Below are 14011 nucleotides of genomic sequence, written 5' to 3' on the forward strand. Positions count from 1 at the left end.
CACGATTATTCTTGATCGTTCGCATTTGGCGAAAAGCCGCGCGATCCTGAGTCGCGGGGGAATGCGGCGGTCTTTCGGGTGTCCGGAATATCCGTCAGCATCTGGTCTGCCGGCGCTTTGCCCGGCCTGGATTTCTGCTTCATCTTTGCTCCTTGCGGCACGGTAAACACGCTCCCGTATTATTCGCATAAGGTATATTATGGAATATTAATTGGCGGTATTTTTCTGTCAGGCTTTTAAATAGAAGGATCAGATGCTTACTCAGATTTCGCGCGGTCCGAACAGGATGACCGCGGCTCCTACAAGGCAGATCAGCGCGCCCGTGAGATCCCACCTGTCCGGCTTAAGGCCTTCCACGGACCAGCGCCATCCAAGCGCGGCGACGATGTAAATGCCGCCGTAAGCTGCGTAGGCGCGCCCTGCCGCTTCACTGTCCACCAATGTGAGCAGATAAGCGAACAGCGCCAGGGAAGCCATTCCCGGCACGAGCCACCAGACCGGCTTTCCGAGACGCAACCAGGCCCAGAATGCGAAGCAACCGGCGATTTCCGCAATGGCGGCGCCAACATATGCAGCAGGTGTGATCACTTCGATCCGTGTTGCTGGACGACTGCTTCCGATCCTCTCCGAAGAAACACGCGTCGGGAGCGGACGTCGATCCGATCATGGCGTCGATAAATATATCGAGGAATCATCGATACTTGGTGAGTTTTCTGAAAGTAGCGGTGAAATCCATCTTTCAGTCCGAGCGGGTTTCCCTCAGGCCGTATCGATCGTGAGACGCATTCCGTCATACGCCGGCGCGACATTCGCCGGAAGCTCCCGCCGCAGTATCTCGTAATCCAGGTCGGAATGCATGTTGGTGATCACGGCGCGCCTGGGCTTGAATCGCTCGATCCACGACAACGCATCGGCGACGCTGAAATGAGTAGGGTGCTGCGCGTAGCGTAGCGCATCGACGATCCACAGATCGAGATTCTCCAGAGCAGGCCAGCTTTCCGGCGGAATGTCGCAAAGATCCGGCGTATAGGCGGCGTCGCCGATCCGATAGCCCAGCGCCGTGATCTGACCGTGCTGCACCAGAAAGGCCGACAATGTGAGCGCGCCGCCGCTGCCGTTGATGGTCCGGCTTTCGCTCGCTTCAATCGAGCGTTGTTCGAGTATCGGCGGATAGAAGCTGCCCTCGGGTGTCTCGAAGCAGTAAGCAAAACGCTGCATGACATCCACAGCGGTGGACCTGTTGAGATACACCGGAATCCGCCGGCCCTGATGCAGGACGACGGAGCGGAGGTCATCGATTCCGTGAGTCTGGTCGGCATGTTCGTGGCTCAGGAACACTGCATCGATATGATCGACATTGGCGTCGATCAATTGCTCCCGCAGGTCAGGCGAGGTGTCGATCACAACGCGGGTCGTGCCCTCCTCCGAGGTGCGCTCGGCCATGAGGGAGCAGCGGCGGCGGCGGTTCTTCGGATTCGCCGGATCACAGGCGCCCCAGCCCATTGCCGGACGTGGCACGCCGGCGGACGAACCGCAGCCAAGAACGGTCAGCGTCAGCGTCATGCGGCGGCGTCCGGATGCGGTACCTTGGAGAACAGCCGAAAGAAGTTCTCGGTGGTTTGTCGCGAGATGTCGTCGAATGAAACGCCGCGCACGTCCGCCAGCACCTTCGCGGTCTCCACGACATAAGAAGGTTCGTTGCGCTTGCCGCGAAACTTGCCGGGCGCAAGATACGGTGCATCGGTTTCGATCAGGATGCGATCCGAGGGCAATTCCGCGGCGAGCGCGCGCAATGCATCGGATTTCTTGAAGGTTAGAATTCCGGTGAAGCCGACATACAATCCGAGCGCGACCGCTTTCATCGCGAGTTCGCGCCCACCCGTGTAGCAATGCAGCACCGCGCGGAACGCGCCCTTCGTCATTTCCTCCTCAAGGATATGACCGCAATCCTCGTCCGCCTCGCGGGTGTGGATCACCAAGGGTAAGCCGGTTTCGCGCGCGGCCGCAATGTGAGCGCGGAATCCCCGCGCCTGCGCCTCTGGTGAGCCGTGCTCGTAGAAATAGTCCAGCCCCGCCTCTCCCAGCGCGGCGACTTTTGGGTGGCGTGTCAGCGCGGTGAGTTCGTCGGTCGAAATGCCGTCCTCTTCGTCGGCATGATGCGGATGGGTGCCGACCGAGCAATAGACATTCGAAAACCGTTCCGCGATGGCGAGCAGTTTCGCCTGCTCCCTCACCCGGGTCGAAATCGTCATCATGCGCCCTACCCCCGCCGCTTCAGCGCGCGCCACCACGGCGTCGAGTTCATCGGCGAAATCGGGAAAATCAAGATGGCAGTGACTGTCGACAAGCATCGGCGTTTAACGGTTTCATGCTGAAGGCGGTTCGACATAGCGCGGAAACACAGGAACCGGCGCCGGCAAGGCCGAACCCGGTTTGATGCGGACGTTGCCGCCAAGCGTCGCAAAATTCCGCTCGTCCGCGGGAATGCCGAGACTGCCCAGAAGCTTCGCACAGGCGGCAGGCATCGCGGGCTGAGCAAGGATCGCGATCTGGCGCACGACCTCGGCGGTAACGTACAGCACGGTCTTCTGCCGCGCCGGGTCGGTCTTGGCGAGGGCCCAGGGCGCCTCGCCCGCGAAATAGCGGTTGGCTTCGGCGACGACGGACCAGATGGCATTGAGGGCCTGATGGATCTGCTGCGCATTCATCGCCTCACGCGCGATCGCGATCATGCCGTCCGCCTGTGCAAGGATGGCCTTGTCGGAGTCGCTGAAATCTCCGGGCTCCGGCAGAACGCCGCCTTGCTGCTTGGCGATCATCGACAGCGAGCGTTGTGCGAGGTTGCCGAAGTCGTTGGCGAGGTCGGCATTGATGCGCGCCACGATCGCCTCGTGGTTGTAGCTGCCGTCCTGTCCGAAGGGCACCTCGCGCAGGAAGAAGTAGCGCATCTGATCGACGCCGTACTGCGCGGCAAGGCTGAAGGGATCGACGACATTGCCGACCGACTTCGACATCTTCTCACCGCGGTTGAATAAAAAGCCGTGCGCATACACCCGCTTCGGCAACGCGATTCCCGCCGACATCAGGAAGGCCGGCCAGTAGACCGCATGAAAGCGGATGATGTCCTTGCCGATGATGTGGACGTCGGCCGGCCAGAAGCGCCAGTTGCTCTCGTCCTCGTCCGGATAGCCGACGCCGGTGATATAGTTGGTCAGTGCGTCGACCCAGACGTACATGACGTGCTCGGGGTCGTCGGGAACCTTGACGCCCCAGTCGAAGGTGGTGCGCGAAATCGACAGATCCTTCAGGCCGCCCTTCACGAAGCTGACGACTTCGTTGCGGCGGGAATCCGGACCTATGAAGTCCGGCTGGCTTTCGTACAGGGCAAGAAGCCTGTCCTCATAGGCCGAGAGCTTGAAAAAATAGCTCTTCTCCTCCACCCATTCGACCGGCGTTCCTTGCGGGCCACGCCGCACGTTGTCCTCGCCGACGACCGTCTCGTCCTCTGCGTAATAGGCTTCGTCGCGCACCGAGTACCATCCGGAGTAGTTCGACAGGTAGATGTCGCCATTCTCGGCCATGCGCTTCCAGATTTCCTGGACCGAGCGATGGTGCGCGGATTCCGATGTGCGGATGAACCGATCGAACGAGATGTGCAGCGTTTCGTCGAGTTTCCGCAGCAGCTCCGCGTTTCGCGTGGCGAGTTCAAGCGCTGAGATGTTTTCCCGCTGCGCTGTCTGCACCATTTTCTGGCCGTGCTCGTCGGTGCCGGTGAGGAAGAACACATCCTTGCCGTCGAGCCTTTGGAAACGCGCGAGCGCGTCGGTGGCGATGGCCTCATATGCGTGACCGATGTGCGGCGCGCCGTTCGGATAAACGATGGCTGTGGTGATATAGAACGTATTGGCGTGCGATGACGTCGGACTTGAGGGGAGCGATGCAGCGGTCGTATCGACGGTCGTATCAACCTTGGCGCCAACCTTGCGCGGGGCTCGCGGCTTAGTCTTTTTCACCGGACGCGTTGTAGCGGATCGCTTCGGCGCAGCCGTTTTGGGCGTCGCATTCTTCGGTGCGGTTTTCCTCGGCGCAACCTTCCTCGGCGTAACTTTCTTCGTCGCGGCTTTCTTTGGCGTTACCTTCTTCGACGCTGTCTTCCTGGTCGCGACCTTTTTCGGGGTTCTTGTCGCCGGCTGCTTTTTAACCGCCTTCCTGACGGTTTTCCGGGCGGTCTTCCCGATCGCTTTCCTGACTGTCTTTTTCTTTGCCGCCTTTTTAGCCGTCTTCGGCGCGCGCGCTTTCGTCGTCGCCTTCGTGCTCGTCTCCTTGTTCTTGCGTTTGGCGGTCTTTTTAACCGCCGTCCTGCTGCGCGTCTTGGCTGCCGGGCTACGGCCGGTGGTGGTGGAACGCGGCTTGCGGCGTTTCACGCGAGGTTTCTTGGCCGTTTTCTTTTTAGCGGGAGCCACCACAAATTCCTTATGAAGCAGGCTGGAGGTCGAGAACAATCATGAGCGGAATGTTTTTACCGCGTTGCTTCTGCGAGAAGCCCGAACACCGAAAAAACCAGCGGTTTTCGCTCGAGATTATAGGTCTCCGTCTCGCGCGCGGCGTTATTGATCTTTTCCCATACCTCCGCCAGCCGTGCAAGACGAGGAAGATCGGCGTTCGCATCGCCGATGCGGAGTCGCTCGCCGATCCAGCGGTCCACGCTGTCGACGAAAGCGCCAAGCGTGGCGCGATCGCTGCCGCTGATGGCGTCGCCGAGCGCGTGGAGTTCGCCCGGGTCGACGTGCGGAAGGTTGTTCAACAACGCCGTCGTGCGTTGATGGAGCTTCAGCGCGCCGCCTCCCAGAAGCGCCAGCGCCCGCGCGACGCTTCCTTCGGCAGCTTCCGCGGCTTCCTGCAAGGACGCATCGCCGGGCGCGATCCCTGCCGCTGCCGCGGCCGCGAGGATCACATCGCTCGCCGCCAGCGGGCGCAGCATCAGCTTGCGGCATCGTGATTGCATCGTCGCCAATACCCGCGCCGGAGCATGGCTGATCAGGAAGAACAGCGACCGGTGCGGCGGCTCCTCAAGCACCTTGAGCAGCGCATTGGCGGCGTTGGGATTGAGTTCGTCCACAGGATCGACGATGCACACCCTCCACCCGTTCCCGGTCGCGGTCGATCCGAAAAAGGCGATGGTCTCCCGCGTCTGCTCGACGCTGATGACCGTGCGCATGACCCCCTTTTCGTTGGGCGTCCGCTCCAGCGTCAGGAGGCCGCCATGCGTGTCGGCCGCGACGTGGCGTACAGCCGGGTGCGTCGGGTCCAACTGGAGCGTTTCGGCCGACTGCACCTGCGGAGTAACGGGATCGGCATGAGCGAACACAAATCGCGCCATCCGATAGGCCAGTGTCGCCTTGCCGATCCCCGGCGCGCCGCCGATCAGCCACGCGTGCGGAATGCGGCCGCTGCGATAGGCGTCGAGCAATGTTCGTTCCGCCTCGCCATGGCCGAAAAGCGCGGTGGTTTCGCGCGGATGCGGAAATGGCGTTTCCGTGGAGGCCGGGCGGGCGATCATGCGCGTGAGGCTTTCGTGGCGGTGTCAGCCGTCAGCGCGCGGTCGTGCAGAGCGGCCCATACTCTCGCGGCCACCGTGTCGAGGTCGGCGTCGGCATTGATTACGACGCAGCGTTGCGGATCGCTCGCGGCGATCGCGCGATAGGCGTCGCGGAGTTTGCGGTGAAAAGCGACATCTTCAGCCTCGAAGCGATCCGGCGCGCCGCTGCCACGGCGAGCGGCCGCGCGCTGCAAGCCGACCTCGACGGGAACATCGAGGATCACGGTCAGGTCGGGCTTGAGATCTCCGATCGTGACCCGCTCCATCGCGTTCAGAACGCCGGGTAGCACGTTTCCCAATTGACCCTGATAGACACGGGTGGAATCGGCAAACCGATCGCAGAGCACCCAGATGCCCTGCTCCAGCGCGGGCTTGATGACGGCGTGAACATGGTCATCGCGGGCTGCCGCAAACAGTAAGGTTTCGGCGTCGGCGCCGAGCAGCTTGCCCACGCCCGACAGGACGAGGTGTCGAATGATTTCGGCTCCCGGCGATCCTCCAGGCTCTCGCGTGACGATGGCGCGCAGCTTCTCCGCTTGAAGACGTTCGGCCAGAATCCTGATCTGAGTGGATTTACCGGATCCCTCCCCGCCCTCGAAAGTAATGAAGCGCCCTCGCTGCGGGTCGGCTTTGGGCGTGGCCTGGACCATCAGAGTCTCGCGGCGCCTGAGCGCACCGTCCCGACGACAAGCTCGATCGCTCCATCGAACGCGCGGCGCATGGTCGAGCCGACGCCAACCGCTTTCGTGGCATGAACCGGCATCTCGACCGCTACTTCCTTGCCTCGCCAGACCCTGACGACGCCGATCGGCTGGCCCGGCGCGATCGGCGCGCGGACCGGCCCGGAATAGACGATGCGCGCGACCAACCTGTCGCCGCCGTTCTTCTGAACCATGACCTGGACCGGGTCCGATACGGCAACCTGAACGGAGCCGCTATCGCCGCCAAATACCTTGGCGTAACCGATCGGCTGTTCCGCGGCGAACAGGGTCCGGGTCTCGAAATTTCGAAAACCCCATTCCAGCAGCTTTCTGGCTGCGGCCAGCCGGTCGTCGGCGCTCTCAAGACCGTTCACGACCACGATCAGCCGCGTGCCGTTTTGAACCACCGAGCCGACCAGGCCGTATCCCCCCTCCCTGGTGTAGCCGGTCTTCAGCCCGTCAGCCCCGTCCATCGCTGCCAGAAGCGCGTTGCGGTTGGACTGACGAATTTTGTTCCAGGTGAATTCACGCTCTCCGAACAGCGTGTAAAAGTCCGGGTACGTCAGCATGATGTGGCGCGCCAGCGCCGCAAGCTCCCGAACGGTCATCTTGTTGTCGGGATGTGGCAGGCCGCTGGAATTCGCGAAGGTGGAACGGTTCATGCCCAATTCCCGCGCTCGCGCCGTCATCTTGTCCGCGAAGGCGCTTTCGTCGCCGGCGATGCCTTCCGCAAGCGCCATGCAGGAATCGTTTCCGCTCTGGATGATCGCGCCGCGCAGGAGATCCTGGACAGGGATACGGCTATTGATCGCCGCGAACATCGTTGATCCGCCGGAAGGCGCCCCGCCCTTTCGCCAGGTGTTCTCGCTGATGACGTACTCGTCCGTCAGCTTGATCTCGCCTTTTGTGATGGCGTTGAAAACGACTTCCGCCGTCATCAGCTTCATCATGCTGGACGGTGCTCGCAGTTCGTCTGCGTTTTTCTCGAAGAGTACGCTACCGCTTTTGGCTTCGAGCAGAATAGCGGTCGGGGCGCTGGTTTCGTAGATGTCTTCTTTCTTCGTCCCCTGGACGCTGTTGTTGGCGGCCAGCACGATTTCGCCGAGGCTGATCGTGAGGACGGCGGCGGCCACCAGACCGCGCCAGGCAAGCCCCCCGCGTCTGTCGTGCGTGGAAGATCTGGTTGTCATGATACGGTCCCGGGCAGACCCTTGTATCAGTTGGGGTGATCGTGAACAACATGGGGCCGCGCGCGTGAAGCGGCCGGATAAAATCAAGGTAGGCTTCGCTCGGGATGTGAGCGGGGGTTAGCTTAATAAAGCCCTCGGCCCGAAAAGAGTTCGCTCGGCCCGCTCTGGTCTGCCGGCGCATAAGCGGCGACCGGGCGGACGCGGCCCGTAACATCACCCTCACCCTCACCGTATGCAACCTCTCGCGGACCTTCGGATTCCTGCCGATGCGCCGGGAGGCGGCCGGACGCGGAGGTTTCGCCGATCGACGGCCGGAGTTCAGGAACAAACGGCCGCGCCGAGGCGACCCTGACGGTTGACGGCGACGGCGCGGGCACGCCCGTTCGCAGGGTTGCCATCAACTGCCGATCATCGGAGCCTTCAAGCGGCGCGCGTCCGACATATTCGACCCGCACCGGCGCGACGCCATTTCGCTTGAATTCCAGCAATTCGGCCGCCTTGTTTGAGACATCGATCAGGCGGTTGCTATGATACGGCCCACGATCGTTGACGCGGACGACCAGGGATTTGCTGTTGCCGAGGTTTGTAACCCGGACATAGCACGGCAACGGGAGGGTCGGGTGCGCGGCAGACAGCGAAGTCATGTCGAAAACCTCGCCGTTGGCTGTCAGGCGGCCATGAAAGGCATCGCCATACCAGGACGCGAGTCCCTCGGCTTTGTATTTGGTGTTTTCCTGGGGAACGTAAACCCGTCCGGCGACCGTATAGGGCTTGCCGACCCGGTAAGTCCCGCCGCCTTTTGGCACCGTCTCGCCCGAGGTAACCACCCGAGGACTGCTCGAAACGCCGTATTTCGGGTCAATCCGGCTGAGCTTGCTCGATGAGCCGCAATTGGCGAGCATCAGACATACGCCCGCGGCGGCTAAGGCGCGCGCAGCAAGCCGGATTCGATCTGAACCTGATTTCCCCATCCGTCCCCAAGACCCGATCCCTGGCGGGACTGCCCCACTTCACAGCGCCAGTCAGCATGATCATGATACGGTCATGACCATACCAAGTCGTGAACATATCGCAGCGCAAAGACGGCGGAAATACGGTAACGAGACGCAGGGGCAAAACGAGTAGTAAATCAAGAGTTGCGACCGGGGGCCTCGGAGACCGCTTCGGTCGTGGGTTGATCGAACGCAACTCCGATCCGGTTCTGTTTGGTCCAGATGACCCGGCAGCCTCGAATCACTCGATCCTTTTCGGTCATGAGTTGGAAACTCAATGGGACAGAGGCGGGATTGGGGACTTCAAGGGCGGCTCCCTGTTGAGATACGTTCAACAGTCGGCACCGCATGCTGAAACCGCCCACCGAAATGTAGGCCGGTTCGTCGATCTCGACGCGCGGATGTTTGCGGCGGTCGTCAGTTGGGGAGTTCATGGCCTGTACGTCTGCGTCTCATTATATGGTGTCACCATAGCCGTCATCCGAACGACACGCCGCATTTGCCGCTGGAATGATTCTATCTCGGGCCAATCCTATGACGTTTTCGAGCAAGGTGGATAGCGGGCCGCAACGAAGAGCGCCAACTCAAGAGGTCGTCGAGTCTCGCTTCTGATTTCCGCGCGGATTCCATCAGAAACGGAAAGGCTCTAGGTGGATACAGGAGGAATGTGGGGAGCGGTTTAAGATCCAGATCTATAATTTAGTATATTTCTGTAGGGTCTTTCGTTACGGAGTTGCCGTTCCGCTGAAGGAGGCACGGCCTCCTCACGGTTTTCATTCCGCTATCAGTGTGTTCGACGCTGGTTTCGAGCAACCACTCCGTCTGCAATTGCACTCTGGCGGGGTGTACGCTAGAGCATGATCCCGACCCGGAGGGCCGCGCCAGCGCAAAGTGGAACCCGGTTTTCGGAAGAGATCATGCTCAAACAAAAAGATAAGCGGCGAGTCTGATTTGACGCGGTTGAAACAGACTCTAATCGGTCGAAGTTCCTGAGTTGGAAGGGTGGCCGAGTGGTTTAAGGCACCGGTCTTGAAAACCGGCGTGGGTGCAAGCCCACCGTGGGTTCGAATCCCACCCCTTCCGCCACTTCAGTCCCTGAGTGGGCACTGCGTTTACGCCACCGCCCGACACCAGCGCCTGAAGCAACCGGGATTTCGATCCCATGATCCTGACTTCACCGGTATTGACCTCGACGCGCTGAGCCAGCGCGCGCAGATGGTCGCGGCGATAGCCCCCCTCCTCCTTCACGCCGGATGCTCTGGCGGGTATTCCTGGCGAACGTGCGCAGCATCTGCGGCGTGACGGCCTTCTGGCCTGAGTTCTGGAGCATGGCCTGGCCCGTTCGGCGTCGGCCTTGGCCTGATCCCGGATTGCCTTGAGACCGTCTATGCGGTCTTTCAGCGCCGGGTCGTCCAGATCGGCGACGCCCGACTCGATGGCGTCATAGAGGCGCTTGAGCCGCATTCCCGATTCTGTGGCGCGCTTGTTCAACTCGGCGATATGCTCGCGGCGGCGCTCGGCGTGTTCTTCCCGCCGGTCGAGGACGACGGCAAGGATGGTTTCCAGCCGCTCGGGTCGGAGAAGCTGGTTTTCAAGATGGCTGGCGACCAGATCATCCAGCTTATCCGTCGGCACCGCCATGCCCTCGCGGGCGGTCGGTCCCTGCCGGGCTTTAATCGAGCAGGTGTAATAGCGGTAGCGCCCGCCCTTGCCGGTGCGGATGGTCATGGCCCCGCCGCACTTGGCGCAATGAATCAGGCCGGTCAGCATGGTCGGGCCGCTGGTGACGGCGGCGGGCGTGACCTTGGGATTGCGGGCCTTGAGCAGTTTCTGCACGGTGTCGAACGTGTCACGGTCGATGATCGGCGGGACGGGAACCATCACGATTTCACTGACCGGCGTCAATTCCTTGGTCTTGGTCCGCTTGTTGAACTCGTGTTCGCCTATGTAGGTGCGGCGGGTCAGGATGCGGTGAACTTGGCCGATGCCCCAACGCCCGCCATCGCGGGTAAAGATGCGGTTGCGGTTCAGGTAGCTGACGATGTTCTTGACGCCCATCTGGCCGGTCCCGCCGTCACCATGCAGGGCCAGCCGGTAGATCAGCCGCACCGTGTCGGCGTGAAGCGGGTCGATCTCCAGCTTCTTCTTGACCTTCGCGCCGCGCTGCTCGGCGGCGATGGTTCGATAGCCGATGGGAGGAAGGGAGCCGTTCCAGAAGCCTTGCCGGGCATTCTCCTTCAAGGCCCGGATGACATGCTTTGCATTTTCCTTGGATTGGTATTCATCGAACAGCGCCATGATCTGCCGCATCATGACGTGCATGGGGTCATCCCCATTTCCTGTGTGATCGAAGCCAGCTTGACGCCGTTCTTCGCCAGCTGGCGGACATAGAACTCAAGCTCGAAGTGATCGCGGAAGAAGCGGCTGAACGAATGGACCACGACGACATCGAAGGGTGCGGGCTTCGATATGCCCGCCTCGATCATGCGCTGGAACTCGGGGCGGCGGTCGTTGGTGGCCGATGCCCCCGGCTCCACGAAGGTCTCGACCAGTTGCAGGCCCCGCGCCTCGCAATAGGCTTCGCCCTGCCGCTTCTGATCGGGGATCGAGACATCATGCTCGGCCTGCCGCGCCGTCGAGACGCGCAGGTAGAGAGCGGCGCGCATGGAGATTGTGGAAGCGGTCATGCCGGACCTCCTTGTGCGGCAGCCTCGTCAGGCGACAACACGGCGACACCGAATGGCAGGAAGTGCTTGGTGTTGCGTGTGACGATGACGAGTTCATGCGCTGCGGCGGTCCCGGCAATCACGGCGTCCGCCATGCCGGGGTCGTGACCGGCCGCAAGCGCCTTTGCTTCCAGCCGCCCGCCGATTGCGGCGGCCTGCGCATCGAAGCCAATGATCTTGTCATCGTATGTGGAGACAAGGCCACTGAGCCATGCTTTCAGGCTCGCGGCCTTCGCCGTTGCCCCCTTGTGGTCGAGGAGCGCGATTCCCTTCTCGATCTCATGGATGGAGACGACCGACAGAAATAGCCGTCCATCGGCGTCCATGCGGTCCAGCCAGGTGAGGAAGTCAGCGGATGCTTCCGACTTCGACGGCGCCAGCACGGAGACGACGTTGGTGTCGAGAAGGAAGCCGCTCAAAGCTCGACATCCCGCGATGGTTTGCGGTTGCGCGGGAACTCTCCGCCTGGGAACGTCCTGAGATAGCTGACAAGGCCCGCCCGTTTGCGGTCGAGCGCCTTGCGCGCGATCTCCGCCGCCTCGACCGAAACCAGGGCCGCAACGGGCTTGCCATGACGGGTGATGGTCACGATCTCTCCTTTGACGGCTTCATCAACGAGGCTGGAAAATCCGGCCTTGGCGTCTCGGAGGTTGATGGTCAGCATGTTGCGCCTCACATATGTAGACATATGTGACTACATATAATCCATTGAAGGGCGGATTTCAACGCCGATTTCGACGCCGGGAGCATCAGCCGCCGGGGCCGAGTAACTCATCGAACAGGTCGCCGAACCATCGCTCGAACACCTCTATCTCGGCTTCCGTGACCGGAACGGGATCTGGCCAGTCGTCGGTAACGGTCCATGTGGAGAGGTCGTGCTTGGGCGGTCTGCCGAGGAACGGCCACGGATAGCCCAGCAGTTCCTCAAGCTGTTCCGATGCCGTGGGCGGGCGTTTGTCGTGCCGGGAACGGGATGCCGCCTCGGGCCTGTCGTCGTTCCTGCGATCAATAGTCATCGGGGAAGCCGAACTCGTTGTGTGAGCGCTGCCGCCACCCGGCGGGATCGGCAACCCAGCGGTTGATGTTGGATTCCCGCCAACCAGCACCGTTGGTGCTGATCTTCAGTTGGGCCGGGAACGTGCCTTCGGCGATCTTGCGGTAGATGGTGGAGCGCGACAGGCCGGTGCGGGCACGAACGGTGTCAAAGCGGATGATACGGTCTGGTTGACGCATGGCGACGCTGCCTCCTGTTGGCTGTTTCTGATCGCGATTGAGCCAGACAGAAGAAGGAATTGCCTTTGTGCAATAGAGTTTTAGCTGTCGTCGTGCTACGGCGAAGATACAGCGGTAAATAGGATGGGCATAGAATCTGGAATCTTACAGGCAAGCATGAAGGATGCACGGAATTGGAGGAAATCGACTGGGCAGATCGTGCGTTCTACGACGACGGAGAATGGGTGACATGGTCCGAAATCGACGAGCAACTGCGCTACCAAGAGTGGCGCGCAAAATACCCGAACGCGAAACGCTCGATCATCCCCTATTTTGAAGATTTGATTTCCCTTGCCGAGAGCTATCACCACGAAACCGGGCTGCATCTCTCCGTCTATGGCGACATCGGCGAGCTATTTGGCGCAATCACCTACGGCATCGAGTTGAACAAGACCTATGCGCAGGGTTCTGACGGCAGGCTCGGGAACGATCACGTCGAGATCAAGACCATAACCCCGTTCAAGACGAAAGACGTGGTTGTGGTGGATACGACGCGGCATTTCAGCAAGTTGCTTGTGGTCAAGATCAACGAGGAATTTCAGGTCGCTGGGCGGATGATCGACCGAAAACTTTTGCCAAAGCGAACTGGCCGGTTCCTGCGCATCCGTTGGGACGATCTGCCGCCCGCGCAAAGGTGACGATAAGCTCGGACTTTCAGCTATCCCGCCGACGTCAAATCAACGCTTCTGATGCCGCTGATCTACAGCCCGATCCCCCGGCCCAGACCAAGGCCATGACTGAGGGCGAGGTCCTTACCGATGCCCATGCCTGCATCGAAGTCACCGCCGATGCCGAGGTCTTTCCTTCGACCTGCGAGGAGCGATTCTAGAGCGGGATGAGGTTAGGTTGAATCGATTTTGGATTCCCAAATCAGTGTGTTTCTGGTTCACCATGCTGGCTGGATAGGAGGCCAGCATGGCTGGAGAGCGCGATCGACCCGCGGTCGCGCGGCGGCGAGCACAATGGACAAAGTATCAAGGTCGCGTCGAAGCTGAGCGGCTGGTTTTCATCGACGAGACCTGGACCAGGACGAGACCTGGACCAGGACCGATATGGCGTCCTTGCGGGGATGGGCGCCACGCGGGCGCAGACTTCACGCCAAGGTTCCCCACGGACGCTGGAAGACCATGACCTTCCTGGCGGCCCTGCGCCATAACCGGATCGATGCGCCATGGTTCATCGAAGGGCCGATCGATGGCGTGAGCTTTCGCGCCTATGTCGAGCAGGTTCTTCTGCCCGTCCTTCGACCCGGCGATATCGTCATCCTGGATAACCTTGGCAGCCACCGGAGCAAAGCAGTTCGTCAACTCATCCGTTCGGCCGGCGCCAAACTCTTCTTCCTGCCAAAATACTCGCCCGATCTGAACCCGATCGAACAGGTCTTTGCCAAGCTCAAGCACCTCATCCGAAAAGCCGCCGCGCGAACCGTCGATGCGGTCTGCGCCGCAATCGGCCACGCACTCAATGCCTTCACCTCCGAGGAATGTGCCAACTACCTCAAAAATTCAGGATATCGAACTTAATGCCATCA

At 61.0% G+C, this 14011-nt stretch carries 17 protein-coding genes, 1 tRNA gene and 2 pseudogenes; 4 read left to right on the forward strand and 16 right to left on the reverse strand.

What is annotated here, in order from left to right; genetic code table 11:
* Positions 1 to 5: 5 nt before the first annotated feature.
* The 5 genes from ACMYR2_RS08490 to metG all read right to left on the reverse strand — a co-directional run bounded on the left by ACMYR2_RS08490 (position 6) and on the right by metG (position 4013).
* On the reverse strand, positions 6 to 143 hold the full coding sequence (locus ACMYR2_RS08490; protein ID WP_416193976.1) for a hypothetical protein: 138 nt from the start codon (positions 141 to 143) through the stop codon (positions 6 to 8).
* Between the two features lie 118 nt (positions 144 to 261).
* Positions 262 to 588: a YnfA family protein gene (locus tag ACMYR2_RS08495; RefSeq protein ID WP_347262915.1), complete on the reverse strand. Its 327-nt coding sequence runs from the start codon at positions 586 to 588 to the stop codon at positions 262 to 264.
* 171 nt (positions 589 to 759) lie between these two features.
* Positions 760 to 1563, reverse strand: coding sequence for an MBL fold metallo-hydrolase (locus ACMYR2_RS08500; protein WP_347262916.1), 804 nt, complete (start codon positions 1561 to 1563; stop codon positions 760 to 762).
* Positions 1560 to 2351 (reverse strand): TatD family hydrolase, encoded by a 792-nt coding sequence (locus tag ACMYR2_RS08505; protein ID WP_347262917.1) that lies wholly within the window; start codon positions 2349 to 2351, stop codon positions 1560 to 1562. Before ACMYR2_RS08505 ends, ACMYR2_RS08500 begins: the two co-directional genes overlap by 4 nt.
* Positions 2352 to 2366: 15 nt before the next feature.
* A complete protein-coding gene (metG, locus tag ACMYR2_RS08510) occupies positions 2367 to 4013 on the reverse strand; it encodes a methionine--tRNA ligase (protein WP_347262918.1) in 1647 nt (548 codons plus the stop codon).
* A 37-nt stretch (positions 4014 to 4050) separates the two neighbouring features.
* On the opposite strand from metG, the gene ACMYR2_RS08515 reads away from it, so the two are divergent.
* Positions 4051 to 4479 carry a hypothetical protein gene (locus ACMYR2_RS08515; RefSeq protein ID WP_347262919.1) on the forward strand — a complete coding sequence of 143 codons (429 nt, stop codon included), beginning with the start codon at positions 4051 to 4053 and terminating at the stop codon, positions 4477 to 4479.
* Positions 4480 to 4519: 40 nt separating this feature from the next.
* Here ACMYR2_RS08515 and ACMYR2_RS08520 read toward each other — a convergent pair whose 3' ends face one another.
* From ACMYR2_RS08520 to ACMYR2_RS08540, 5 genes are all read right to left on the reverse strand, one after another.
* A complete protein-coding gene (locus ACMYR2_RS08520; protein WP_347262920.1) occupies positions 4520 to 5560 on the reverse strand; it encodes a DNA polymerase III subunit delta' in 1041 nt (346 codons plus the stop codon).
* On the reverse strand, positions 5557 to 6249 hold the full coding sequence (gene tmk / locus ACMYR2_RS08525; protein ID WP_347262921.1) for a dTMP kinase: 693 nt from the start codon (positions 6247 to 6249) through the stop codon (positions 5557 to 5559). The genes ACMYR2_RS08520 and tmk overlap by 4 nt, the downstream gene beginning before the upstream one ends.
* Positions 6249 to 7490: a D-alanyl-D-alanine carboxypeptidase family protein gene (locus ACMYR2_RS08530; RefSeq protein WP_347262922.1), complete on the reverse strand. Its 1242-nt coding sequence runs from the start codon at positions 7488 to 7490 to the stop codon at positions 6249 to 6251. The genes tmk and ACMYR2_RS08530 overlap by 1 nt, the downstream gene beginning before the upstream one ends.
* A gap of 122 nt (positions 7491 to 7612) precedes the next feature.
* Positions 7613 to 8461, reverse strand: a complete 849-nt coding sequence (locus ACMYR2_RS08535) for a septal ring lytic transglycosylase RlpA family protein (RefSeq protein ID WP_347262923.1) — start codon at positions 8459 to 8461, stop codon at positions 7613 to 7615.
* A gap of 158 nt (positions 8462 to 8619) precedes the next feature.
* The gene (locus ACMYR2_RS08540) at positions 8620 to 8916 is read right to left on the reverse strand and encodes a PilZ domain-containing protein (RefSeq protein ID WP_347262924.1); all 297 of its coding nucleotides are present in this window, start codon (positions 8914 to 8916) and stop codon (positions 8620 to 8622) included.
* Positions 8917 to 9478: 562 nt separating this feature from the next.
* Between ACMYR2_RS08540 and ACMYR2_RS08545 the strand changes: the two genes are divergently transcribed.
* Positions 9479 to 9568, forward strand: a tRNA-Ser gene (locus tag ACMYR2_RS08545).
* Between the two features lie 567 nt (positions 9569 to 10135).
* On the opposite strand, the pseudogene ACMYR2_RS08550 reads toward ACMYR2_RS08545, so the two are convergent.
* From ACMYR2_RS08550 to ACMYR2_RS08575, 6 genes and pseudogenes are all read right to left on the reverse strand, one after another.
* A pseudogene (locus ACMYR2_RS08550) lies at positions 10136 to 10804 on the reverse strand (recombinase family protein); the annotation flags it as partial.
* The gene (locus ACMYR2_RS08555) at positions 10792 to 11169 is read right to left on the reverse strand and encodes a recombinase family protein (RefSeq protein WP_416193977.1); all 378 of its coding nucleotides are present in this window, start codon (positions 11167 to 11169) and stop codon (positions 10792 to 10794) included. The pseudogene ACMYR2_RS08550 and the gene ACMYR2_RS08555, both read right to left, overlap by 13 nt.
* Positions 11166 to 11627, reverse strand: coding sequence for a type II toxin-antitoxin system VapC family toxin (locus ACMYR2_RS08560; protein WP_416193978.1), 462 nt, complete (start codon positions 11625 to 11627; stop codon positions 11166 to 11168). The genes ACMYR2_RS08555 and ACMYR2_RS08560 overlap by 4 nt, the downstream gene beginning before the upstream one ends.
* Positions 11624 to 11872: a type II toxin-antitoxin system Phd/YefM family antitoxin gene (locus ACMYR2_RS08565; protein ID WP_201096464.1), complete on the reverse strand. Its 249-nt coding sequence runs from the start codon at positions 11870 to 11872 to the stop codon at positions 11624 to 11626. The genes ACMYR2_RS08560 and ACMYR2_RS08565 overlap by 4 nt, the downstream gene beginning before the upstream one ends.
* 85 nt (positions 11873 to 11957) lie before the next feature.
* A complete protein-coding gene (locus ACMYR2_RS08570; protein WP_416193979.1) occupies positions 11958 to 12224 on the reverse strand; it encodes a hypothetical protein in 267 nt (88 codons plus the stop codon).
* The gene (locus ACMYR2_RS08575; RefSeq protein WP_416193980.1) at positions 12214 to 12441 is read right to left on the reverse strand and encodes a helix-turn-helix transcriptional regulator; all 228 of its coding nucleotides are present in this window, start codon (positions 12439 to 12441) and stop codon (positions 12214 to 12216) included. Before ACMYR2_RS08575 ends, ACMYR2_RS08570 begins: the two co-directional genes overlap by 11 nt.
* A 173-nt stretch (positions 12442 to 12614) precedes the next feature.
* Between ACMYR2_RS08575 and ACMYR2_RS08580 the strand changes: the two genes are divergently transcribed.
* Positions 12615 to 13118 carry a hypothetical protein gene (locus tag ACMYR2_RS08580; protein WP_416193981.1) on the forward strand — a complete coding sequence of 168 codons (504 nt, stop codon included), beginning with the start codon at positions 12615 to 12617 and terminating at the stop codon, positions 13116 to 13118.
* 277 nt (positions 13119 to 13395) lie between these two features.
* A pseudogene (locus tag ACMYR2_RS08585) lies at positions 13396 to 14003 on the forward strand (IS630 family transposase); the annotation flags it as partial.
* Between the last annotated feature and the right edge of the window lie 8 nt (positions 14004 to 14011).

It is taken from the genome of Nitrobacter sp. TKz-YC01 (assembly GCF_047824785.1).
Taxonomy (GTDB): domain Bacteria; phylum Pseudomonadota; class Alphaproteobacteria; order Rhizobiales; family Xanthobacteraceae; genus Nitrobacter.